General features: G+C 69.9%; 17 protein-coding genes. 9 read left to right on the top strand and 8 right to left on the bottom strand.

The window, feature by feature from the left end:
- Position 1 precedes the first annotated feature (1 nt).
- The gene (locus tag ACFXC1_RS09610; protein WP_381241023.1) at positions 2–589 is read left to right on the top strand and encodes a PaaI family thioesterase; all 588 of its coding nucleotides are present in this window, start codon (positions 2–4) and stop codon (positions 587–589) included.
- Here the strand turns inward: ACFXC1_RS09610 and ACFXC1_RS09605 are convergent.
- Positions 583–1764: an acyl-CoA dehydrogenase family protein gene (locus tag ACFXC1_RS09605; RefSeq protein ID WP_381241022.1), complete on the bottom strand. Its 1182-nt coding sequence runs from the start codon at positions 1762–1764 to the stop codon at positions 583–585. The two genes, ACFXC1_RS09610 and ACFXC1_RS09605, sit on opposite strands and share 7 nt — an antisense overlap.
- A gap of 223 nt (positions 1765–1987) precedes the next feature.
- On the opposite strand from ACFXC1_RS09605, the gene ACFXC1_RS09600 reads away from it, so the two are divergent.
- Positions 1988–2971: an AraC family transcriptional regulator gene (locus tag ACFXC1_RS09600; RefSeq protein WP_381241020.1), complete on the top strand. Its 984-nt coding sequence runs from the start codon at positions 1988–1990 to the stop codon at positions 2969–2971.
- Between the two features lie 412 nt (positions 2972–3383).
- Here the strand turns inward: ACFXC1_RS09600 and htpG are convergent, their stop codons facing one another.
- Positions 3384–5303: a molecular chaperone HtpG gene (gene htpG / locus ACFXC1_RS09595; protein WP_381241018.1), complete on the bottom strand. Its 1920-nt coding sequence runs from the start codon at positions 5301–5303 to the stop codon at positions 3384–3386.
- A gap of 129 nt (positions 5304–5432) precedes the next feature.
- The gene (locus ACFXC1_RS09590; RefSeq protein WP_381241016.1) at positions 5433–6083 is read right to left on the bottom strand and encodes a type III effector protein; all 651 of its coding nucleotides are present in this window, start codon (positions 6081–6083) and stop codon (positions 5433–5435) included.
- Positions 6084–6335: 252 nt separating this feature from the next.
- Here ACFXC1_RS09590 and ACFXC1_RS09585 point away from each other — a divergent pair, with 252 nt between their 5' ends.
- Positions 6336–7436 carry a carboxylate-amine ligase gene (locus ACFXC1_RS09585; protein WP_381241014.1) on the top strand — a complete coding sequence of 367 codons (1101 nt, stop codon included), beginning with the start codon at positions 6336–6338 and terminating at the stop codon, positions 7434–7436.
- A 208-nt stretch (positions 7437–7644) separates the two neighbouring features.
- On the opposite strand, the gene ACFXC1_RS09580 is transcribed toward ACFXC1_RS09585, so the two are convergent.
- The gene (locus ACFXC1_RS09580) at positions 7645–8892 is read right to left on the bottom strand and encodes an MFS transporter (RefSeq protein WP_381241012.1); all 1248 of its coding nucleotides are present in this window, start codon (positions 8890–8892) and stop codon (positions 7645–7647) included.
- Positions 8893–9135: 243 nt separating this feature from the next.
- Positions 9136–10023, bottom strand: coding sequence for an AraC family transcriptional regulator (locus ACFXC1_RS09575; protein ID WP_381241010.1), 888 nt, complete (start codon positions 10021–10023; stop codon positions 9136–9138).
- Positions 10024–10157: 134 nt separating this feature from the next.
- Here ACFXC1_RS09575 and ACFXC1_RS09570 point away from each other — a divergent pair, with 134 nt between their 5' ends.
- The 6 genes from ACFXC1_RS09570 (at position 10158) to ACFXC1_RS09545 (ending at position 20048) form a co-directional block, all read left to right on the top strand.
- Entirely contained in the window at positions 10158–11273 is a 1116-nt protein-coding gene (locus tag ACFXC1_RS09570; protein ID WP_381241008.1) for a serine hydrolase domain-containing protein, read from the top strand.
- Between the two features lie 303 nt (positions 11274–11576).
- Positions 11577–13199 (top strand): cellulose binding domain-containing protein, encoded by a 1623-nt coding sequence (locus ACFXC1_RS09565; protein ID WP_381241006.1) that lies wholly within the window; start codon positions 11577–11579, stop codon positions 13197–13199.
- Between the two features lie 221 nt (positions 13200–13420).
- Positions 13421–14239 carry a lectin gene (locus ACFXC1_RS09560; RefSeq protein ID WP_381241004.1) on the top strand — a complete coding sequence of 273 codons (819 nt, stop codon included), beginning with the start codon at positions 13421–13423 and terminating at the stop codon, positions 14237–14239.
- Between the two features lie 148 nt (positions 14240–14387).
- Positions 14388–15464 (top strand): glycoside hydrolase family 19 protein, encoded by a 1077-nt coding sequence (locus tag ACFXC1_RS09555; protein ID WP_381241149.1) that lies wholly within the window; start codon positions 14388–14390, stop codon positions 15462–15464.
- A gap of 227 nt (positions 15465–15691) precedes the next feature.
- Positions 15692–16633 (top strand): serine protein kinase RIO, encoded by a 942-nt coding sequence (locus ACFXC1_RS09550; protein ID WP_381241002.1) that lies wholly within the window; start codon positions 15692–15694, stop codon positions 16631–16633.
- 397 nt (positions 16634–17030) lie between these two features.
- Positions 17031–20048 carry a glycosyl hydrolase gene (locus ACFXC1_RS09545; protein ID WP_381241000.1) on the top strand — a complete coding sequence of 1006 codons (3018 nt, stop codon included), beginning with the start codon at positions 17031–17033 and terminating at the stop codon, positions 20046–20048.
- Positions 20049–20081: 33 nt separating this feature from the next.
- Here the strand turns inward: ACFXC1_RS09545 and ACFXC1_RS09540 are convergent, their stop codons facing one another.
- The 3 genes from ACFXC1_RS09540 to ACFXC1_RS09530 all read right to left on the bottom strand — a co-directional run bounded on the left by ACFXC1_RS09540 (position 20082) and on the right by ACFXC1_RS09530 (position 22686).
- Positions 20082–21545, bottom strand: coding sequence for an alpha/beta hydrolase (locus ACFXC1_RS09540; protein WP_381240998.1), 1464 nt, complete (start codon positions 21543–21545; stop codon positions 20082–20084).
- A 199-nt stretch (positions 21546–21744) separates the two neighbouring features.
- Positions 21745–22104 carry an ArsR/SmtB family transcription factor gene (locus tag ACFXC1_RS09535; protein WP_381240996.1) on the bottom strand — a complete coding sequence of 120 codons (360 nt, stop codon included), beginning with the start codon at positions 22102–22104 and terminating at the stop codon, positions 21745–21747.
- A gap of 207 nt (positions 22105–22311) precedes the next feature.
- Complete coding sequence (locus ACFXC1_RS09530) at positions 22312–22686, bottom strand: hypothetical protein (protein WP_381240994.1); 375 nt, start codon at positions 22684–22686, stop codon at positions 22312–22314.
- Positions 22687–22973: the final 287 nt, after the last annotated feature.

Below are 22973 nucleotides of genomic sequence, written 5' to 3'. Positions count from 1 at the left end.
CGTGACGAGAACGACTGGTGGAGCTCGTGAGGTTGGTGAAGCTGGTGGAGCCACGACGCCGACCGGGCTCTTGGCGGGCGCGGACTTCCAGGACCCGCCCCGCACCCCCGGCGGCGTGGCGCTGTGCGGCGCGTGCCGTGCCGCCGGTTCCTGCCGTCTGGGTGTCGAGGGCGAGCGGCTCGACGCCGACGGCGTGGCGGTTTTCGAGCTCAGCTGTCCCCGCGACCAGGAGGGCGGCCCGAATGTCGCGCACGGCGGTTGGACGGCGGCCGTACTGGACGACTGTCTCGGCCATCTCCCGCTGCTGCACCGGGTGTTGAGCGTTACGGCGGAACTGAGCGTGAGCTTCGTGAAGCCGGTGCCCGTGGAACGGCCGCTGGAGGTCCGGGCCTGGGTCGAGCGGCGTGATGGCCGGCGCTGGTACATCGCGGGTGAGATGGTGCTGCTGCCGACCCGGGCCGTACTGGCCCGGGTCTCCGGGATCTGGGTGACCCGCGACCAGGGCCACTTCGCGCGGCACGAGAAGTGGCTGGCCGAGCAGGAGGCCGAGGGCGACAGTGCGGGCAACGGCAACGGCGAGGGTCAGTAGGACCGCAGCCCCATGCTCCGGGCGATCCCGTTGCGCTGGATCTGGCTGGTCCCTCCTGAGATCGTGGCCACGATCGACTCCCGGTAGCGGAAGCTCATCACGCTCTCGGTCGAGAAACCGTGCCCGGCACACACCTGCATCCCGAGCCGGGCGGCGGCCACATAGGTCTCCGACCCCTTCAGCTTGGCCATCGAGCCCTCCCTGGTGCAGGGCTTGCCCTGGGCGAGCAGCCAGGCGGCGCGGTAGGCGAGCAGCCGGGCGGAGTCGATCTCGGTCTGCAGGTCGGCCATGTCGTGGGCGAGGGCCTGGAAGTTCCCGATCGGACGGCCGAAGGCGTGCCGCGTGCGCGAGTACTCCAGCATCTCGTCCAATGTGGCCTGTGCGGCGCCGAGATATCCCCCGGTGATGATGACCTTCTCCAGTTCGATGTTGGAGAGCATGACCTTCCAGCCCTCGTCGCGCGGTCCGACGAGGTTCTCCTTCGGGACCAGGGCGTCGTTGAAGAAGACCTCGTTGGTGCCGAGGATGTGCCGGGCCAGCGTCGGCGTCCGGCGCACCTCGACGCCGTCGGTCGCGGGGTCGACGAGCAGCAGGCTGATCCCGCCGTGCTTGGGTTCGCGGGGTCCGGTCCGCACATAGGTCGCGATGGTCGTGTCGGGCAGACCGCCGCCCGTGCACCACGCCTTCTGCCCGCGGACGAGGAGCTGGTTGCCGTGGTCCTCGGCAGTGGTGCGCAGGGCCGCCGCGTCGGACCCGCTGTCCGGCTCGCTGAGGCCGACGGCGAGCCGGTGTCGGCCTGTCATGACCTGCTCTCGGATGAAATCGCGCTGCGCCTCGCTGCCCCACCGGAACACGGTGATCCCCGGGATGAGCACGCCGATGTAGCACATGGCGACGTCGAAACTGGCCCGCCCCAACTCCTCGGCGATCAGGATGAGTTCGAGCGGGCCGCCACCGTCGCCGCCCTCCTCCTCACTGAACGGTAGGGAGAACCACCCCAGATCGGCCATACCGCGAAACAGCTCGGGCGGCACGACGCCCTCCTCGTCCCAGCGCTTGGCCTTCTCGGCCGGGCACACATCGGCGACGAACTGCCGTGCCGTCGCGCGCAACAGGTCCTGCTCGTCGGTCAGCCCGAAGTCCACGGCCACTCCTCGCCACACTAGGCTATTCATCTAGCTAATTATTCTATGTTAGCGGATAGAGTGGCTCGGCCGGAATGCGTCTCCCCGACAGTCGCTCTGCTACGAGCCGGCGTTCCGCTCCGGGTCCCCCGGCCATCGGATCCGGCATGCCGGATCCGCCGTGGGATGGAAAGACAGGGGCACGGCAGCAGGCAATGGGGGACGATGAGGGGCACCATCCCTCGTACGGTCCGAAGGCGCAGGAGGTTGCGGCATGCACCGCTCGCCCACCCAGGGCCAGGATGTGCTGACGTTCCGGACGACGGATGTGGACGAGGCTCGGCAGGTCATCCGGGAACGCTTCTACGCCAACTTCATCGACGTGCCGGACGGCAGCGCCGAGTTCGCGGCCCGGTTCGACATCGCCGCACTCGGTCCGCTCACTCTCGGACGACTCTCCTTCGGCGCGGAGGTACGCATACGGTTCGGAGAACTCGGCTCCTACCACGTGGACATCCCCCTGGGCGGCCACCTGGCCTGGCGTCAAGGAACCCACACCAATGCCGTGGCGACCACCGCGAACGCCGCCGTCTTCCAGCCGCACGGCGACACGGCCCTGGACCGAGTGAGCACCGACTGCTCCATGCTGGCCGTGAAGATCGACCCCAAGGCCCTGAACGATCAACTCGAGTTCCTTCTCGGCCGGCCGCTGCGCGCCCCCGTCGTCCTCACGCCCGAACTCGACGTCGCGCACGGCGCGGGCCTGAGCTGGGCACGGATGATTCGCGGGGTGTTCAACGAGATGCGGGCCGGCGGGCTGCTCACCCGGCCGATGGTCGCCCGCCCGCTCCAGGAGGCCCTGCTGACCGGGCTCCTCCTCGCCACCGGCCACCGCTACCGCGACGAACTCGACCGGCCGGACTCCGCCCTGCGCCCGGGTCCCGTCAAGCGTGCTGTCGAGGCCATCCACAGCATGCCGCAACACCCGTTCACGGTAGGAGAGTTGGCCGTTGTGGCCGACGTGAGCGTGCGGCGACTCCAAGAGGCCTTCCAGCAGTACGTCGGAATGACCCCACTGGCCTACCTCACCGACGTCCGCCTCACCCGCGCCCACGACGAGCTGCGCCGCGGCACTCCGGGCGAGGTGAACGTGAGCGAGGTCGCCCATCGTTGGGGCTTCGACCACCTGGGCCGCTTCGCGTCCCGCTACCGGGCGCGCTTCGGCGAGTTACCCTCGCAGACACTGCGTTCAGGGTGACCGGGCCCACGCCATCGCCCCGCGCTCCGCGGACAACAGCCGCGCTCAGTGGATCGTGCGCGGCGGCTGCCACGCGCTAGATTCCTGGAGTTCGCGCGTCCGCTTCATCGGTCCGCCGCGCGGACATCGGCCGGCCCATTCCCATCCCTTCGGGCCGGTCACCGCCCGTCGGCGCCCCCCAACAGCCGCGGGCGGGTCGGCAGCGCGCATGCGGCGTGAACTCCGCCATGGTGGGCTGCTCGACCGGTCGTGGTCCGGGCCGGGGTCGGCGCCGGCCCGGACCATGACCGTGCCGTCTGCGACCGATGGTCTTCTTGGCAGAGCCGATGCCTTGGCTGATCAAGGGGACGGCGGGTGCGAACCGGCACTTCGCGTGTGCCGGGCCGCACCCGTGGTTGGGCCGCACCCGTGGTTACAGAGTGCGGGTCAGGCGATCGGTGAGCAGCCGGGTGAAGCGGGCCGGGTCGGGCAGGTCGCCCCCTTCTGCGAGCAGCGCGCTGCCGTAGATCAGCTCGGCGATCCCCGCCAGTGCGGGGTCGTCGGCGCCTGCGTCGTGTGCTGTGCGCAGGGCGGTGATCAGCGGGTGTGCGGGGTTGAGTTCCAGGATCCGCTTGACCGGGGGGATCTGCTGTCCCATCGCCCGGTACATCTTCTCCAGGGTCGGCGTCACGTCGTGCGCCTCCCCGACGATGCAGGCCGCCGAGGCCGTCAGGCGTGACGACAGGCGGACCTGCTTGACCTGCTCGGACAGGGTGGTGGTCAGCCACGCCAGCAGGGCTGCGAAGTCCTGCTCGCGCCGGGCCTTCTCGGCGTCGGTCTCCTGGTCGCCGTCGGCGGACTCGTCGAGATCGACCTGACCCTTGGCGATGGACTGCAGCCGGTGCCCGTCGAAGGCCGGGACCCGATCGACCCACACCTCGTCGACGGGGTCCGTGAGGATCAGAACCTCGTACCCCTTGGCGGCGAAGGCTTCCATGTGCGGAGAGTTCTCCACCGTCGCGCGGGTCTCGCCGGTCAGGTAGTAGATGGTGTCCTGGCCGGCCTTCATGCGCTCGACGTACTCGCGCAGCGTGGTGGTCTTCTCCGGATCGTGCGTGGAGGCGGCCGACACCAGCTCCAACAGAGCCTCGGTGTTGTCGGTGTCCTCGACCAGGCCTTCCTTCAGCGCCCGGCCGAACTGCCCCCACACCTTCGCGTAACCCTCGGCGTCCTTGGACTGCATGTCCTTTATGGCGCCGAGGACCTTCTTGACCAGGCGCCGGCGTACGCCGCGGATCTGTCGGTCGTGCTGCAGGATCTCGCGGGAGACGTTCAGCGACAGGTCGTGGGCGTCCACGACACCCTTGACGAAGCGCAGGTAGTTGGGCATGAGCGCTTCGCAGTCGTCCATGATGAACACCCGCTTGACGTACAGCTGCACGCCTGGCTTGGTCTCCCGGGAGAACAGGTCGAAGGGTGCCTGCGAGGGGATGAACAGCAGCGCCTCGTACTCGAAAGTGCCTTCGGCCCGCATATGGATCGTCTCGGCCGGGGGCAGCCAGTCGTGGCTGATCTGCTGGTAGAACTCGTTGTACTCGTCCTCGGTCACCTCGCTGCGCGGCCGGGCCCACAGCGCCTTCATCGAGTTGAGCGTGTCGATGTCGCGAGTGGCCTCGCCCTCGGCGCCGGTGCGTTCGGTGGCCATCCGGATCGGCCAGCGGATGAAGTCCGAATACCGCTTGACGATCTGACGGATCTTCGACTCGGACAGATAGTCGGCCAGCCCGTCCTCGCTGTCGGCAGGCTTGAGGTGCAGGGTGACCGAGGTGCCCACGGGCAGGCCGTCGACGGCCTGGAGGTCGTAGGTGCCTTCGCCGTCAGATTCCCACTGGGTGCCGGAGTCGGTGCCGGCCCGCCGGGTGCGCAGGGTGACCTTGTCGGCAACCATGAACGCCGAGTAGAAGCCGACACCGAACTGCCCGATCAGGTTCTCCGCCGTGGCGGCGTCCTCGGACTCCTTGATCTTCTCCAGTAGGCCGGCGGTACCGGACTTGGCGATCGTGCCGATCAGCTCCACGAGCTCCTCCCTGGCCATGCCGATCCCGTTGTCACGGACGGTCAGGGTGCGGGCGTCCTTGTCGACCTCCAACCAAATGTGCAGGTCGGTGGCGTCGATCTCGGCGAGGCCGGAGTCGGTCAGCGATTCCAGCCGTAGCTTGTCCAGGGCGTCGGACGCGTTCGAGATCAGCTCGCGCAGGAAGATGTCCTTGTTCGAGTAGATCGAGTGAATCACCAGCCGGAGCAACTGGCGGGTCTCGGCCTGGAATTCCAGCGTCTCGACACTGCTGCCCATGTGGGTCTCTTTCTGTGGGAACGTCATAAACGGACTTGGATTCGGGCCGAGACGGACCGTCGCCCGCCGTCGGCGTGGTCAGGGGCGGCCCGGACCGCACCCGCGTGATGTGAATCTGCGTCGTGGGAGTCAGTCATCGCCACCGGCTGTCGTCGAACGCCGGCCTTCGAGGGCGTCCAGGGATTCGACAAGACCGGTGTGGCGGGCATCGAGGTAGGGACGCATGCCGGCCAGGGGCGCGATGAGCTCTGCGGCGTCGGCGGCGCCAAGAGCCGCGTGCAGGGTGGCCTGGGCTGAGCGCGCTTCGGGCCCGAGGTGGGCGAGCGCGGTGAGCTGTCCGGCGAGGCGGCGCAGGTCGGCGGCGTTGGCGCGGGCCCAGGTGGCGGTGGCGCGTTCGGCGGCCCTGGCCTGCCGGGTGGCCGTCACGCGCTGCTCGCCGGTGGTGCCGACGGTGCCGGGGCGACCGCGCAGGTATCGGCGCTCGGCGGCCTGGCGGCTGGCGACGCCGAGGGGGCCGGCGAGGTCGGCCCAGCTGGCGCCCGCGTCGCGGGCGGTCTCGATCAGGCCGGTCTCCCAGCCTGCGAGCTGCTCCCGCACCTGCCGCAGCAACATCAAGGAGGCCAGCGCCTGCTCGGCGCCGGGGCCGGCGGCGTCGGGGGTCTCGTACTGGGCATCGCGCAGCGCGTCGTCTATGGCGGCAAGAGCCGCCGCGGCGGCGAGAAAGGACGCGGGGCTGTGGGTGTCGGTACTGGTCGTGGACGGCGGGTCGGCTGCGGTCACGGGCACCTCCCTCGGATGGTCATCGAGTCGACGACATCGCCTTTGTCATCCATTCGATGACATGTTACCGGATCGCACGGGGCCGTCGCGGCCTGTCGCCCTGTGACGGCGGACTCAAGCGGACGAGGCTGCGACACAGCGACCGATCGGTGTTCTCCTCGGCGCCGCACTGCCACCGACTTCGCGGCTTGCGGAGTCGGATCGGCGTACTGATTCTGTGGTGAAGGTGCAGATCGGGGGCACCCCACCACTATGACGACAGGTGTGACGCTCGGCGTCGAAGAAGAGTTCCTGCTGCTCGATCGTGAGACGGGGCTGCCTGCGCCGCGCATCGGCGAGGTCCGTGCCGCAGCGGGGCGCGAGCCCGGTGTGCGGCGGGAGGACATCGACACCGAACTGCTCCAGGCGCAGGTGGAGGTCGCCACGCCGGTGTGTTCCGACCTTGCGGAGGTCACCGCACACCTCACCCGGTTCCGGCGCGCGGTGGGCGGCGCCGCTCGCAGCGCGAACTGCCGGCTCGCGGCGACCGGCGGCGCGCCGCTGGCCGGTGCGTCGACGGTGCCTGTCACCGCGCAGCAGCGCTATCGGACCATGCGGGCCGAGGCCGCACGGCTGGTCGACGAGCAGCTGATCTGCGGCATGCACGTCCATGTCGCCGTGCCGGACCGTCAGGCCGGTGCCGCTGCGCTGGGCCGGCTGAGACCCTGGCTGCCGGTGCTGGTGGCCCTGGGCGCCAACTCCCCGTTCTGGGAAGGGCGGGACACCGGTTACGCGAGTTGGCGCACCGTGGTCTTCGGCCGCTGGCCGATCAGCGGCTCGCCGCCGTTCTTCACCGGCGCCGCGGACTACGAGGAGCAGGTAGCCGCTCTGCTGGCCACCGGCGTGGTAGCCGACCGGGGCCAGTTGTACTGGCATGCCCGGCTGTCCGACGACTACCCGACGCTGGAGGTACGCGCACCCGATGTCCAGTTGGACGTCGACAGTGCCGTCACCCTCGCCGGTCTCACCCGCGCACTGGTGGTGACCGCGCTGAGCGAGGGACGTCGCGATCTGCCGGCTCTGGACCCCTCGCCCGAGATCCTGCAGGCCGCCGGGTGGCACGCGGCGCGCCACGGCCTGAGCACGGATCTGGTCGACCCCCGTACCGCCACGTCCTCCCCGGCAGCCGCGGTGGTGGGCGCCCTGCTCGATCGCCTCACACCCGCGCTCGAGGAACTCGGGGACGTCGACCGGGTGTCCGCCGGCGTGCAGCGGCTGCTCGATCAGGGCACGGGAGCCGCAAGGCAGCGTGCCGCGCTCGCCGAAGGCGGCACGGAGGCGCTTCTGGATCTCATCGCACCCGAACCCGCGTAGCCTGCCGCCACACTGAGCACCGGAAGGCAGCGATCGCCGCGCGACGTCACGGCGCCCTCTCAGTCATTCCCCCACAGGTCTAACAACAACGGACGATACGTGGCACCGGCCGCCGTGGGCCGTCATTGGATCAGGTAGCAGGAGTCCGCCCCCGTCTGCCGGCCCCGCTGCCTCCAGTCTCCCCTCGGGCGTCTGAAGGGGGCGTGTCTCAGGCGCTGCCATCGTTTCGCGCCTGAGACGTCGTCGACACAGGCTCTGCCGAAACCGGGGCTGAGGTCTGGGCCGGTGAGGCGGTGATCAGTGTGGAGCTGCCGGTTTCGCGGTCCGTGAAGCCCGCGAGGAGGGCGAGGCCGAGGCCCGCCGCGGCGAGTGTCGCGCCGACCAGGGCCGGTGAGGCCCAGCCCCAGCCGGCGGAGATGGCCAGGCCGCCGAGCCAGGCTCCGCCGGCGTTGGCCAGGTTGAAGGCGGAGTGGTTGGAGGCCGCGGCCATCGTCGGGGCGTTCTTCGCCTTGGCCATGAGCAGCATCTGCACGGGAGTGGTGACCAGGGCGCCCATCGCGCCCATGAACACGAGGGTCAGCAGGGCGGGGACAGTGCTGTGCACGGTGAAGTAGAACGCCACGAGCGCCGAGCCGAGCAGGAAGAGGCCCCCGTACAGCGTCGGGCGCAGGGCCCGGTCGGTGAGCGGGCCCGCGATCAGTGTGCCCAGCGTCATTCCGATGCCGTAGAGCGCGAGGACCCAGGTGGTGGAGGAGTCGGAGAGGCCGGTCACGTGGGTCAGGATCGGTACCAGGTAGCTGTACACGGCGAAGAAGCCGCCGAATCCGACGACGGCGGTGGCCAGGCCGAGGGCGACCTGCCGGTTGCCCATCGCCCGCAGTTCGTGCCGGAAGCCGGACTGGTTGCCGCGGGGCTGATGGGGGACGAAGGCGGCCAGCGCGGACAGCGCGACAAGGCCGATGACGGCGACGGCACAGTAGGCGTACCGCCAGCCGAGATGCTGCCCGAGGGCGGTGCCGGCCGGAACGCCGACGATGTTGGCGACGGTGAGTCCGAGGAACATCCTCGACACGGCCCGCCCGGCTCGTTCGGGGGCGACCAGCCGGGACGCCACGACGGCGCCCACTCCGAAGAGCGCTCCGTGGGGCAGGCCCGCCAGGAACCGCGCGGCGAACAGCAGGCCGAAGTTCGGAGCGAGGGCGGAGGCGACGTTGCCGATCACGAACAACGCGGACAGCAGGAGCAGGAGCCGTTTGTGGGCGATGCGCGCGCCGATGCCGGTCAGGACGGGCGCCCCGACGACGACACCGAGCGCGTAGGCGGAGACGAGGTTGCCGGCATGCGGCACGGACACACCGACGCCGTCGGCGATCTGGGGCAGCAGTCCCATCGTGGCGAACTCGGTCGTACCGATTCCGAACGCGACGAGGGCAAGGGCCAGCAGTGCCAGTGGCATGGAGCGCGAATACCTTTCACGGGCTGAGGTCTGTGTGCTGATGCGGGGGAGAGAGGAGGGCAGGACCGCGATGCGCCCGGTTCGCCCTGTTTCTGTAGCCTGTCGCCTCGGCCGCCGTTGCCCGATGCGCCCCTGGGGGCAACAAGAGTCTACGAGCGCTCGGGTCGCCGCTCGCCCAGCCGTGAGATCAAGCCATGAGGTCAAGCCGAGCCGGAGTATCCCCACCCGTCGGCAGACCGATCTTCACGCGCCGGTGTTCCCGATGCTCCGCTCGATCGGGATCCACAGCTGGGAGTGGGTCTCTTCGCCGATCTCCACCGGCTGCGTCCGCAGGAGTTCCGGACCTGGCCGGCTCGTGTACGGGTTGGAGGGGAACCACTGCGTGAACACGTCCCGCCACAGTTCCTGGAGCGCGCTCGGATAGGGCCCGTCGTTGTCGAAGACCGCCCAGGTCCCGGCCGGCACGTCGAGGGCGTCGAGGTCCTCGACGACCGGCTCCGGGCCGGTGACCACGCCGATCCAGTAGTCCGCCTCGGCCCCCTCCTCCCGGCTGTCGGTGAGATACACCGCGGCCGACACGATCCCCTCGGGTTCCCGGTCCGCCAGCTCCTTCATCCGTACGATCGCCCGCTCGTCCAGGGATTCCAGGTGCGCCGCGGCGGCCGCGTTGACCCCCTCGTGCACCAGCGGGACCAGCGCCTTCCTGCCGACGATCCGGAACGCCTCCTTCTCCACGATCCGGTACCGCATCGTCGTACTGCCTTCGACGACGACGCGGAAGGACATCCGCGGCTGTGCCGTGAGCAGGGCACCTTCGCGCCGGGCCTCGCCCGGGCCGATGCCGTGCACCGACCGGAACGCCCGGGCGAACGCCTCGCCCGAGCCGTAGCCGTAGCGCACCGCGACATCGAGCAACGTGCGCCGCCCGGCCAGCACCTCTGCCGCCGCAAGGGTCATCCTGCGGCGCCGTACGTAGACCGGGAGCGGCATCCCCGCGAGGGCGGAGAACAGTCGCCGGAAGTGGTACTCCGACACCGCCGCGATCCGGGCGGCCTCGGCCACGTCCACGTCGACGTCCCGGTCGAGGCAGGCCTCCAGGTGGTCCAGTGCCTGATTCAACCGCTCCAGCACGTGTGTCCGTCCCTCTTCCTGCCGATACGGCCGGGCCGTCTTCAGGTCTAGGTGATGTCTTCGCGCCCTACCCGACGGAAGCCGTGCGGGAATTGTCGGGCGGGTGGCCTCGGCGTTGCCTGAGGCTGGCGCACATGACTGATGTTAAGGGGATGTGCGAGCCGCGGTTCGCCGCAGTCGAGACGGCCCTCGCGGCTTCGCTCGGCAAGGAGGATGTGGGCGCCTCGGTCGCCGTCTACCTCGACGGCGAGCCGGTGGTCGACCTGTGGGGCGGGTACGCCGACGCGGACCGGACTGTCGCCTGGGAGCGCGACACCCTCACAGGCGTGAACTCGACGACCAAGAACATGACCGCCCTGTGCGCGCTCGTCCTGGCCGACCAGGGACGGCTCGATCTCTCCGCGCCGGTCGCCGCCTACTGGCCCGAGTTCGCGGCGGCGGGCAAGGAGCGTCTGCTGGTCCGCCATGTGCTGTCCCATACCGCGGGGCTGCCGGACCTGTCCGGGCCGACCGCGGTCGAGGACCTCTACGACTGGCAGAGCGTGACGGCAGGGCTGGCCGCGCAGGCACCCGAGTGGGAACCGGGAACCGCCGCCGGATACCACGGGCTCACCTTCGGATTCCTGATCGGTGAGATCGTCCGCCGCATCACCGGGCGGTTCCTCGGCGATTTCTTCGCCGAGGAGGTGGCCGGGCCGCTGGGCGCGGACTTCCACATCGGGCTCTCCGCCGACGACGACCGCCGCGTCGCCCCGCTCATCCCGCCGCCGTCGCTGACCGACGCGTACGCCGCCGCCGCACCGCCCGGACCGGACGGCACCCGCCGGCAGTACGACGGTGTCGCGGTCCGGGTCAGGGATGCCAACTCCGTGGCCTGGCGTCGTGCGCAGATCCCCGCGGTGAACGGCTTCGGCAACGCCCGGTCCGTCGCCCTCGTCCAGTCGGTACTGGCGAACCGGGGCTGCGCGGGTGGCGTGCGGCTGCTCTCCCCCCAGGGCTGCGAGCCCGCGTGGCAGGAGGTGTTCCGCGGTGAGGACCGGGTGCTGCGGACTCCGATGTCCTGGACTGTGGGCTTCGGCAAGTTCGGCAACATGTTCGGCTGGGGTGGATGGGGCGGCTCGCTGGTCGCGAGCGACCCCGACGCACGTATGACGGTGGCGTACGTGATGAACCAGATGCTCGACCGGGAGCAGCAGGAGGACAACCGCGGCATGGAGATCATCATGGCCGCCTACAGCGGACTGCGGTGACCATCCGCAGGCCCAACTCGCACCCCCGGGACGGAAATTGGTCTAGACGAATCTTTCGCGGATCCCTTGACGTCAGCAGACGCGGCCAGCCACGCTTCGTCACACAGGCAGATGTAAGGAAAGTTTCCGATTAAGTTCACGACTCGCCGTTCGACGGTCTTCCCCTGCCTCACCCCGCCCTGATCACGTCGCACGGCTCCTCCCCACCCGCACCCGTCCACCGTGCGACGGGCGTGCAGGGCACCGCAATCCGCGTACCGGCGCGACGCCGTGCGCGGCCTCGCCCCACGGAGGAGCAACCGCATGAGACGTGCGTCGCCGCGCGCCGCATTGACCGCCGCCCTGATGGCCGGCGGCATGGCCACGTTCGCCACCCCGGCCGCCCACGCGGCCGACAACACCGGTCTGATCGCCTCCTTCGGCATCACCTCCACCTGGGGTACCGGCTTCGAGGGCGGCTACACGGTCACCAACAAGTCCACCCACACGGTCACTTCATGGACCATCACCTTCACCCTGCCCGCCGGCGAGGCCGTCACCAGTTCGTGGAACGGCACGGTCACCCACAGCGGGACGCAGTACACGATCACCTCCCCCACGTGGGAGGCGCCGCTCGCCCCGGGTGACTCCGCGCCCGTCGCCGGCATGGACTTCAGCTACAGCGGTTCGGTCGTCGCGCCGAGCGGCTGCCTGATCAACAACGGCCCCTGCGCCGGCGTCCCCGCCGACACCGTCGCGCCTTCGGCGCCCACCGGCCTCGCCGTCCGGGCCACCGGCCCCGGCAGTGTCACGCTGGGCTGGAACGCCTCGACCGACAATGTCGGCGTGGTCGGCTACCGGGTCTACGAGGGCAGCGACGTCATCGCCACCACCTCCGGCACCGGCACCACCTTCAAGGCGACCGGCCTGCTTCCCGGCAGCAGCCACAGCTTCACGGTGACCGCGCTCGACGACTCCGACAACCAGTCGGCGCACTCCGCGACGCTCACCGCGACCGCGGGCAGCGGCACGACTCCCGGCGTGGCGGCCCCCTTCATCGACCTCGGCGCCTACCCGACGCCGAACCTCACGCAGATCGCCACCACCACCGGACTGCGGCAGTTCTCGCTCGGCTTCATCACCGCGGGGTCGGCCGGCTGCAACGCGAGCTGGTTCAACTCCTTCGACCCGGGCGCGGCCTGGGACCGGGCGGACTTCGACTCGCTGCGCGCGATGGGCGGTGACGTACGGCCGTCCTTCGGCGGTGAGGCGGGCACCGAACTCGCCCTCGCCTGCAGCGGCACCGCCGCGCTCCAGGCGCAGTACCAGAAGGTCGTGGACGCCTACGCCCTGGACCGCGTGGACTTCGACATCGAAGGCGCCGCAACGGTCGACCATGCCTCGATCGACCGGCGCTCGACGGCCGTCGCCGCCGTCCAGGCCGCGCAGCGCGCCAAGGGGCGGGACCTCAAGGTCACACTCACGCTCCCGGTGCTGCCCAGCGGCCTGACCGCGGACGGCCTCTACATCCTCGACTCCGCCAAGGCGCACAACCTGAACGTCGACACCGTGAACCTGATGGCCATGGACTACGGCGACAGCGCCGCACCCAACCCGTCCGGAAAGATGGGCACTTACGCCGTCCAGGCCGCGACCTCGACCCGCGCCCAGATCGCCTCCGTGTGGCCGAACCTCACCACCGCCCAGACCTGGGCCATGGTCGGCCTCACCCCGATGCTCGGCCAGAACGACACCGCCAGTGAGGTGTTCACCGTCGCCGACGCACAGCAGGTGCTCACCTTCGCCCGCCAGAACCACCTCGGCGAGCTGGGCTTCTGGGACGTGACCCGCGACGGGAACGCCTGCACCGGCGGCCTGAGCGAGTGCACGAACATCCCGCAGACGCCGTACCAGTTCTCCAAACTCTTCGCGACCTACACGGGCTGAGCCCGCGAGCCCACCCTGCGACCTCACAGGACAGCGCGTGCGGGCCGGGGCCCGGCTCGGCCCGCACGAGTGGGGAATTCATTCAGTGTCATGCACACACCTTGACCAAATTGGTCTAGACTTTTACTTTCGAGTGGTCAACTCCCTTCGGCTCACGCCCAGTTGAGACGTGCGCCCTCTTCCGCGTGCGCTGACCCGCTCGAAAGGGCCCCGACACCCCCATGACCACTCGCTCCTCCCTCCCCCGCGTCGCGTTACGCACCGCCCCCGTCCTCGCCCTGCTGACCCTGCTGATCGGTCTCCTCACCGCGGCAGCGGCAGTCGCGGCGACCGGGGCGGTCACCGGCCTCGCCGGCAAGTGCCTCGACGTCGCCGGAGCGGCCTCCGCCGACGGCACACCGGTCCAGCTCTACGACTGCAACGGCACCGCCGCCCAACAGTGGACGGTCGGTACGGACAGCACCGTCCGCGCGCTGGGCAAATGCCTTGACGTCACCGGCAGTTCGACCGCCGACGGCGCCAAGGTCCAGCTGTGGACCTGCACCGGCGGCGCGAACCAGCGCTGGACCGTCACCGCCGCGAACGACATCGTCAACCCGGCCGCGAACAAATGCCTCGACGTCTCCGACAACTCCTCCGCCAACGGGGCGCGCATCCAGATCTGGACCTGCACCGGAGGCGCCAACCAGAAATGGAACGCCCCCACGCACCAGTCCGGGGAGCAGTGCTGGGCCACGCACTACGGCCCCCAGCCCGCCGGTGCCCTCACAGCCAGCGGCGAGGTCTTCGACAACAACGCGGACACGGCCGCCACGTCGCTCTCGCGCCAGCCCCAACTGCCTTTCGGTACACGGGTCCAGGTCACCAATGTCGCCAACGGCCGCTCCCTGACCGTGCGGATCAACGACCGCGGGACGTTCGCCCAGACCCCGCAGGAACCGAAGTGCCTCGATCTGACCGACGGCGCCTTCAGCCGCCTCGGCGGCGTCCTGGACCCGGACGCCGGACACATCGTCGTCAGCCAGACGGTTCTGGGCTGACGGCCGCGGCACGCCCGGCACGTATGCCGACCGACGCAGGCCAACCCTCTCGCCCGCCTCTCAACCGCAGGAGCCAAGACCCATGGTCACCCCCCACTCCGCACCAAGTCTCCGCAGACTCACGGTTCTGAGCAGACTGACGCTCGTCATGCTGCTCGCCGCGGCGCTGTCCGCCCTGTTCGCCATCTCCCCCGCCCGCGCGGCCGACGGACGGATCACCGGCCTGGCCGGCAAGTGCGTCGACGTCGCCGGGGCGAACACCGCCAACGGGACCGCCGTACAGCTCTACGACTGCAACGGCACCAGCGCCCAGACCTGGTCCAACCCCGGTGACGGAACCCTGCGCGCGCTCGGCAAGTGTCTCGACGTGACCTCCGGCGGTACGGCGGACGGCACGACGGTCCAGCTCTACGACTGCAACGGCAGCGCCGCCCAGAAGTGGGCCGTCAGCTCGGCGAACGACATCGTCAACCCCCAGGCCAACAAGTGCCTGGACGTCACCGGAAACAACTCGGCCAACGGCACCCGGCTCCAGATCTGGACCTGCTCCGGCGGCGCCAACCAGAAGTGGAGCGCCCCCGCGAGCGGCGGCGGCACCACCCCGTCCGGTTTCGTCGTCAGCGAGGCCCAGTTCAACCAGATGTTCCCGAGCCGGAACGGCTTCTACACGTACCAGGGCCTGACCGCCGCCCTGTCCGCCTACCCCGGCTTCGCCACCACCGGCTCCGACACGGTCAGGAAGCAGGAGGCCGCCGCCTTCCTCGCCAACGTCAGCCACGAGACCGGCGGACTGGTCTACGTCGTCGAGCAGAACACCGCCAACTACCCGACGTACTGCGACTGGAGCCAGTCCTACGGCTGCCCGGCCGGTCAGGCCGCCTACTACGGCCGCGGCCCCATCCAGCTGTCCTGGAACTTCAACTACAAGGCCGCGGGCGACGCGTTGGGCATCGACCTCCTCAACAACCCCTGGCTGGTGCAGAACGACTCGGCCGTCGCCTGGAAGACCGGCCTGTGGTACTGGAACACCCAGTCCGGCCCGGGCACGATGACCCCGCACAACGCCATGGTCAACGGCGCCGGTTTCGGCCAGACCATCCGTTCCATCAACGGCTCCCTGGAATGCGACGGCCGCAACCCCGCGCAGGTCCAGAGCCGCGTCGACGCCTACAACCGCTTCACCTCCATCCTCGGGGTCAGCCCCGGCAGCAACCTCTACTGCTGAAGCCGCTCCTCCAACACGCCTGACGCCGGGGCCGGTTCATCCGTGAACCGGCCCCGGCCGCGCGCCCGCTCCGTTATTCGGTTGCCGCTCCCCGTGTCCGCCCTTCACCATGGGCGAGCCACCGGGAGCTGCCCGGTGCTCCACGAGAGGAGGCACGACCGTGACCACGACTGTCCTCGGCCTGCCCGCAGACCGCCTCTCACTCACTTCATGGAGCACCTCCAGCGATGTCTCACGACGATCTCCCGCACCACTCTCAACTCCCGGCATTTCCTGACGACTTCAGCACCGACGCCCACCGCTCCGTCCCGTCGCCGGACGGCCTGGGCGATGTCGACGACCGTTTCGTCTTCGAATTCCGTGCCTACGACGACGACCTCGAGGACGGCCGGCGCTGGTCGACCTGGCTCAGCGTCGAACCCCTCAGCCGTGGCCCAGAGCCGCTCCCGGACTGGGTGGTGACCTCGCAGGGTGCGATCGACACCGAGCTCGGTGTCCTCAAGACCGGCAAGGAGGCCGACGTCCACCTGGTCGAGCGCGCCGACCCGCTCGACCCCGACGCCGGTGTGGTCATGGCGGCCAAGCGGTACCGCTCGCCCGAGCACCGGTCCTTCCACCGTGCCGCGTCCTACACCGAGGGCCGCTCGATGAAACGCTCACGTGACGAGCGGGCCGTCAAACGCAAGAGCACCTTCGGCCGGCAGGTCGCGGCCGGCGAGTGGGCGGTGTCCGAGTGGGGTGCGCTGGTGCGGTTCTGGAACCTCGGGCTGCCGGTCCCCTACCCGGTCCAGATCGACGGCACCGAGATCCTGATGGAATGGATCACCGTCGTCGACGAGGACGGCACCGTCCGGACCGCGCCGCGACTCGCCCAGACCCGGCCCTCACCCGAGCTGCTGGCGTCGTACTTCGAGCAACTCACCGACGCCCTCGCGACCATGGTGCAGAACGGCCTCGTGCACGGTGACCTCTCGGCGTACAACATCCTGGCGGCGGGCGAGCGGCTGGTGATCATCGACCTGCCGCAGATCGTCGACCTGGTCGGCAACCTCAACGGAATGGCCTTCCTCGAGCGCGACTGCGCCAACATCTGCGGCTGGTTCCGTTCACGGGGTCTCGATGTCGACGAGCACGAGCTGTTCGCGGAACTGATGGCGCACGCCTTCTGACCGAACCGGGCGACCGACCGGACCTGCCTCTCCGCACCTGCGCGATGGTCACGGCTTGCCCTGATCGGCAGGTTCGGCTTCGGGACGTGCGAGCATCCGGCAGATCGAGCCGGCTCCGTCGATGGCGGAGTCGTTCTCGCTCGGCAGCCCGGGGCGGCCGTCGTACCGAAGAGGCCGAGGCCGGGACGCGGGTGCGGTATGAGCAGTGGGCGTCAGCCGTCGTTCGTACTCGGGCGGAACCCACCGCCGCACCCGCGTCCACTTCTCACGCCTTGAATCGTTGTCATTTCTCTTGACCTCAGTTCGGAGGGAGAAATACGGTTCCGGCACTTGCGGAGATTGAAACGATTCACGATCCAATACCTGCTCACCCGTGACCAGTTGGGGCTGAAGAACCATGCACGAGACCCACCCGCAGCGTGGCGGCACGACGCGTCGGTCGGTACTGACGGCCGGTCTGACGACGGGCGTGCTCGCGGCACTCGGTCCGGCGGCGGCTGCCGCCGCCTCCGAGACGGCACGCTCCAACGCCGCCGCGGTCACGCCGAGTTGGTTCGCCCAACCGGCCAAGTCGGTCCGGCCCAGGTTCCGTTGGTGGTGGCCGGACGGCCTGGTGGACCCGGTGGAGATCGCGCGGGAGATCGACCGGATGGCCGACGCGGGATTCGGCGGCGCGGAGATCGCGGCCGTCCACCACAGCATCACCGACACCTCCGTGCTGGACACCGCCCACCACGGGTGGGGAAGCGCGGCCTGGCGCGACGGCGTGAAGGCCGCGCTGCGGCAGGCCGCGCGCCGCGGGCTGACCATCGACCTCACCCTCGGCCCGAGCTGGCCCGTCGCCGTGCCCGGAGTGACTCCCGACGACGACGCGGCGGTGAAGGAACTCGCCTACGGCAAGGCCACGTTGACCGGCGGCGCGCCCTACGACGGTCCGGTACCGGCCTCGGTCCGCCCGGCCGCCTCCGGTGTCACCGTGCAGAAGCTCTTCGCCGTACAGGCAGCCCGCGTCAACACCGCCTACTCCAGCGGCAAGGCGACCGGCCTGGACGCCGACAGCGTCACCGACCTGACCGACCGGGTCGCGGGCGGCAACCTGAGCTGGACCCCGCCCGACTCGGCGACCTGGGTGATCCTGTCGTACTGGCAGCGCGGCTCGGGCCAGCAGCCGGAGGCGGGGCCGCACTCCTCGCCCGCCGCATTCGTCGTCGACCACTTCAGCGCGGCCGGGACCGCGGCCGTCACCCGCTACTGGGACTCCGCGATCCTCGACTCCGCCCTCCGCGCACTCCTCGGATCGGCGGGCGGCACCTTCTTCGAGGACTCCGTGGAGCTGGAGACGAAGGGGCTGCAGTGGACGCCGGGCCTGCCCGCCGCCTTCCGCGAGCGCACCGGGCGCGACCTGCTGCCGTATCTGCCGGCCGTCGTCCTCGACAACGGCAACCAGGTCTTCGCCTTCGAGGCGCTGCTCACCCAGGAGATCCGGCACGACTTCTGGGAGACCGTCTCGGGTCTGTTCAACGAGCACCACCTCGGGGCGCTCAGGTCCTGGGCGCACGGCCACGGCATGAAGCTGCGCTCCCAGCCGTACGGCCTCCAGACGGACGCCATCGCCTCGGCGGCCGTCCTCGACGTCCCCGAGGGCGAGTCGCTCGGTTTCAAGAACCTGGACGACTACCGCTGCCTGGCCGGCGGACGTGACATGGCCGGCAGCCGCGTCCTGTCCTGCGAGGCGGGCGCGTACGCGGGCGGCGCCTACAACACCACGTGGGACAGGTTCCTGCGCACCATGGGCGGCGCGTACGCGGCGGGCGTCAACCAGACCGTCATCCACGGATTCTCCTACGCCACCGCACCGGGCGTCGGCTGGCCCGGCTTCGCCGCGTTCAGCCCGTACAGCGGGGCTCCGGGGTACGGCGAGTCATGGGGGCCGAGACAGCCCACCTGGCACCACGTGCCCGACATCGCCGGCTATCTCGGCCGCGTCCACGAGGTGCTCCAGGCAGGCACCGCCCGCGCCGACATCGCCGTCTTCCGGCAGACCGGCTACACGGCGACCGGCATCGGGGCCTCCTGGCTGACCTCGACGGGCATCCCGCTCGGCTGGACCCACCAGTTCCTGAGCGGCCCCCTGCTCGACCTGCCCGCGGCCAAGGTCTCCGGCCGGCGCCTGGCACCCGACGGACCCGCCTACAAGGCCCTGTTCCTGGAAGGCGACTTCTTCTACGGCTCCAACCCCACGCTCGCCGTCGCCGACGCCCGCAGACTCCTGAAGTTCGCGCGCGCCGGTCTGCCCACCGTGCTCCTCGGCGCCTTCGACCAGGCGCTCACCCCCGGTCTCCCCGACGCCGGGGAACAGGCCGAACTCCGTTCCCTCACAGCCCAGTTGCTCGCCCTGCCGAACGTCCGCCGGGTCACCGACAAAACCCTGGTCGGCGCGGCGTTCGCGGAACTCGGGGTGACCTCCGACGTCGTCCACTCCGTGTCGTCGACCCTGCTGAACGCCCACCGGGTCACCGACGACGCCGACTTCTACTACCTGTGCAACGGCAAGCACGCCGAGACCGTCAAACCGGCCGTCGCCCTCATCGACCACGACGTCACGCTGCACGCCACCCAACGGAAGGGCTCCGGTGCGGTCCCCTATCTGCTGGACCCGTGGAGCGGACAGGTGACCCGTCTCGCCCGATACGCCCAGGACGGCGACGCGTTCACCTTCCGGGTGACGCTCCAGCCGGGCGAGACCCTCGTCGTCGCGCTGGGCGCCCCGGGGCTGTTCGGCGACCGCTGCGGCAGCCGTCCGCACGCGGTCGCCACCGACGCGGACAGTGTGCTCTTCGCGGACGGATCACTGGCCGTACGCGCCTTCACGGCCGGGACCCGCACCACCACCCTGTCGAACGGCCGCAAGGTCACCACGAAGATCCCCGAGGTCCCGGCACCGGTCACCCTCGACCGGTGGACGCTCTCCGTCGACGACTGGCAGCCCGGCAACACCGCGACCACCACCACGATCGTCACCCACACCCTCACGCTCGACGCCCTGCTGCCCTGGTCGCAGATCCCCGAACTGGCCGACGTGGGCGGCATCGGCCGGTACCGCACGACGCTCACGCTGCCGGACACCTGGACCTCCGGCACGGGGGCCCTGCTGGAGCTGGGCAGCGTCAGCGACACCTGCCGGGTCACCGTCAACGGGATACGGCTCGACCCCGTCGACCGGCTCAACCCCGTGGTGGACCTCGGCGGACAGCTGCACCGCGGCGCCAACACCATCGAGATCGAGGTGGCCACCCCGCTGTTCAACCGGCTGCGGGTCAGCAACCCCACGGTGTTCGGCACGTCGGCGAGGCAGAACTACGGGCTGGTCGGGCCGGTCCGGCTGACGCCGTACGTGCAGCGGACGGTTGCCTGATCCCCGGCGCGGAGGATCTCGTGCGGCCGGGGGTCAGGGAGCGATCCCCACGCCGTCGGTCCGGCTCCACGCCCGCTCCTGCTTCGCGGTCATGGCGGGCCAGGTGAGGCCGCCCGGCCGGGGCCGGATCCGCGAGGCGTACGGGGCGGGACGGAAGGCCGGTTCGTAGAAGCAGCCGCTGCCGTACGTTCGGTCGAAGTCCGCGCACGAAGCCGCGATCGAACCCGCGGTCGGCTTGCGTCCGTGACGCACCCAAGTGTCCAGCGCGGCAATCGAGTTGGCGTACTCGGAGTCACTGAGCGCGCTGTGCTCGGTCTCCGTCGTGAAGGTCTGGACGAGGTTGCCACCCCTGCCGACGCCCTGGAGAGTGGCGCGGTAGGCCGCCTCGTGTTCGACGAAGGCGGTCGGGTCGTCGATCGCGTGCAGGGTGAGGACGGGGATGGAGACCCTGCCGGTCAGGTCACTGTCGTAGGAGAGGTCGCGGCGCGCGGTGGGGTCGGCGGAGAACCGCTCGACGCCCGCGTTGAGCGCCGTGTCGTCGTGCGAACCCGAGTACCGCACACCCTGGTTGCTGAAGGGGTTACGGCCGCCGAGCCGGTTCGACACGATGTCCCGGAACGTGAAGGTGGCGAACCGCAGATGTGATTCCAGCGAGCGCTCCGGGATGCGGGTGACGGCGAGGATGTCGTCGAGGTTGCGCTGCTGGAGCGCGGTCCGCTCCGTGGGGGCGGAGGCGAATCCGGTGCACTCCTGCAGGCGGGCGCGGAGTCCGGCGCTCGTCATGGTGGAGTCCGCGCGCAGCCCCATCCACAGCGGGTACTGCGGCTCGCTCGGGCGGGGGTGGTTGTGGCAGTAGTACTGGTAGACCACCCGTAGGTCGACTCGGTAGTCGTAGCCGCGTGAACCGCCGCCGAGGACGCCGCTCGTCAGCAGCGCGCCGTCGTAGGCGCCGAGGCGCCGGCCGTAGGTCTCCGCGACCTTGGCGGCGACGTCGCCGCCCCAGGACTGGCCGTGCACATAGGTACGCTTCGGTTTGCCGAACTCCTCGACGAACAGTTTGCGCACGTTCTCGGTATCGGCGGCGGCCATCCGGGTCCCATAGCCACCGCGGCGGTAGGACGAGCCGGCCCAGGCGTACCCCTCCTCGACCATCACCGCCCAGCGCCCCAGATCGTCGGTACTGCGTGCCGGGTCCGAGGAGTCGCCGAGATCGGGTCCGCCGTGCGCGTGCACGACGAGGGATCCGTTCCAGCGCTTCGGAACGGCCATCGCGTAGTACGCCCCGTTGGCGTCCTGGCCGGTGTAGCACGTCGCCTTCCCGAGCAGGTCGGCCGGGCAGTTGGCCACTGCGGGCCGCACGGTCTGCATGTGGGGCGCGGGGGCGTTGCCGAGCGTGCCGAGGAGTGCCGCGGCGAGGCCGGCGGCCAGCGCCGCCCGGCGGTGGCGAGGGGCCGAGAGCCGCCTGCGTACCGGTACGGGCGCGTCAAATGTCTTCAAGGGAGCGGCTCCTGTGGGTTCGCTGTGCGACTTTGCCCTGCGAACCGTGATGCTAGGAACCGCCCCACTCGGCGACTACCCGTCGATCATTGCGTTCATAGTGTTCGCCCACCCCACCCGGGACATCCCGCAGCGCACTCGGCCGTACGCCGGATAGTCCACGTCGGCTTACCCACTCGGCCGCCCCCCTTCCCCGACATCACCGAGGTGCGGGTAGGGCGCGCGGAGTGGCGTCCGCCTGTTGGAGTTCGGCCAGGATCTGGTTCTGACCGGTGAGGAGTTCGGTGAGGATACGGCGGGCGGCGCGCAGGAGGTCGGCGACGTCTGTGCCGGCGAGTTCGTAGCGGACGGTGGAGCCCTCCCGCGTGGAGACGACGATCCCGGAGCGTCGTAGGACGGCCAACTGCTGCGACAGGCTGGAGGGTTCGATCTCGATGTCGGCGAGCAGGTCCCGTACGGACACCGGACCGTGCTGGAGGAGTTCCAGGACCCTGATGCGCACGGGGTGGCCGAGCATGCGGAAGAAGTCTGCCTTGACCTGGTAAAGGGGGACCTGCATGGATGCTCGCTCCTTGCCGGGTTGTTCGGACTGCAGCCGCCGGGATGCGGCGGTACCCGAGAGTGCCGCCACATCGCAGGCCGCCGTCGGAAGCCGATCCTTCACGTCTCGCTCCGCGCACAACCGCACATTGCGACCATGCGGATATCGCGAGTTGAAGAAGTCTTCACATCATGGGCAGACGTGGTTCCCGCGCGTCAGGACGGGCTAGATCTCGATCGCCGCCTCGACGCGTTTGAGTTGGTGGCGGGCCATGGCCAGGTTCGAGCGGGCCTTGTCGAGTACGAGGTACAGGAACAGGCCGTTGCCGTCACGGCCGGTGACCAGGCGGATCAGGTGGTACTGGCTGTCCAGCGTGATCAGGATGTCCTCGATCTGTCCCTTGAGGCCCAGCTGCTCCATGGTGCGCACCTTGGCCCGGATCACATCCGTGTTGCCGGCCGCGGCGACCGTGAGGTCCAGGGTCTTGCTGCCGCCCAGCGTGCCCAGCGCCATGCCGCTGGTGTAGTCGACGACCGCTGCCCCCATCGCCCCCTCGATACCGGCCATCATCTCCTTCAGCGATACTTCAACACTCGCCACGATGCCTCCCCTTGCGTTCCGTTGACTGCGGCGGGCCGGTGCTGCCGACCCACCTCGACGTCCGGACCGTAGGCATCCGGCCCTCCCCCGCGGAGTATCTCTTCGAGACTGACTCCGGACGATCGGTCAACGACCCGACAGGATCTGTTGATGGGCCGGAACTGCCGTGCCTGGTACGAAAGTTGACGCATCCCCGGCGCGGGCGGAACTGCAAGCCTCTACGCATTCTGTGCGAGCACGACCGCTCCGTCGGGCGGCGCGTGTCCTGCCTGGCCGGTGTTCACCTT

The sequence above is a fragment of the Streptomyces hokutonensis genome (genome assembly GCF_042751305.1).
GTDB lineage: Bacteria > Actinomycetota > Actinomycetes > Streptomycetales > Streptomycetaceae > Streptomyces > Streptomyces hokutonensis_A.
The sequence above is the reverse complement of the archived record's forward strand: the minus strand, read 5'-3'. Positions and strand labels throughout refer to the sequence as shown.

Coding starts and splice junctions, on each gene's coding strand:
- ACFXC1_RS09550 (WP_381241002.1), top strand. CDS start 15,692: ATGTCTCACGACGATCTCCCGCACCACTCTCAACTCCCGGCATTTCCT.
- ACFXC1_RS09585 (WP_381241014.1), top strand. CDS start 6,336: ATGACGACAGGTGTGACGCTCGGCGTCGAAGAAGAGTTCCTGCTGCTC.
- ACFXC1_RS09560 (WP_381241004.1), top strand. CDS start 13,421: ATGACCACTCGCTCCTCCCTCCCCCGCGTCGCGTTACGCACCGCCCCC.
- ACFXC1_RS09605 (WP_381241022.1), bottom strand. CDS start 1,764: ATGAATAGCCTAGTGTGGCGAGGAGTGGCCGTGGACTTCGGGCTGACC.
- ACFXC1_RS09570 (WP_381241008.1), top strand. CDS start 10,158: ATGACTGATGTTAAGGGGATGTGCGAGCCGCGGTTCGCCGCAGTCGAG.
- ACFXC1_RS09580 (WP_381241012.1), bottom strand. CDS start 8,892: ATGCCACTGGCACTGCTGGCCCTTGCCCTCGTCGCGTTCGGAATCGGT.
- ACFXC1_RS09535 (WP_381240996.1), bottom strand. CDS start 22,104: ATGCAGGTCCCCCTTTACCAGGTCAAGGCAGACTTCTTCCGCATGCTC.
- ACFXC1_RS09565 (WP_381241006.1), top strand. CDS start 11,577: ATGAGACGTGCGTCGCCGCGCGCCGCATTGACCGCCGCCCTGATGGCC.
- htpG (WP_381241018.1), bottom strand. CDS start 5,303: ATGGGCAGCAGTGTCGAGACGCTGGAATTCCAGGCCGAGACCCGCCAG.
- ACFXC1_RS09545 (WP_381241000.1), top strand. CDS start 17,031: ATGCACGAGACCCACCCGCAGCGTGGCGGCACGACGCGTCGGTCGGTA.
- ACFXC1_RS09600 (WP_381241020.1), top strand. CDS start 1,988: ATGCACCGCTCGCCCACCCAGGGCCAGGATGTGCTGACGTTCCGGACG.
- ACFXC1_RS09555 (WP_381241149.1), top strand. CDS start 14,388: ATGCTGCTCGCCGCGGCGCTGTCCGCCCTGTTCGCCATCTCCCCCGCC.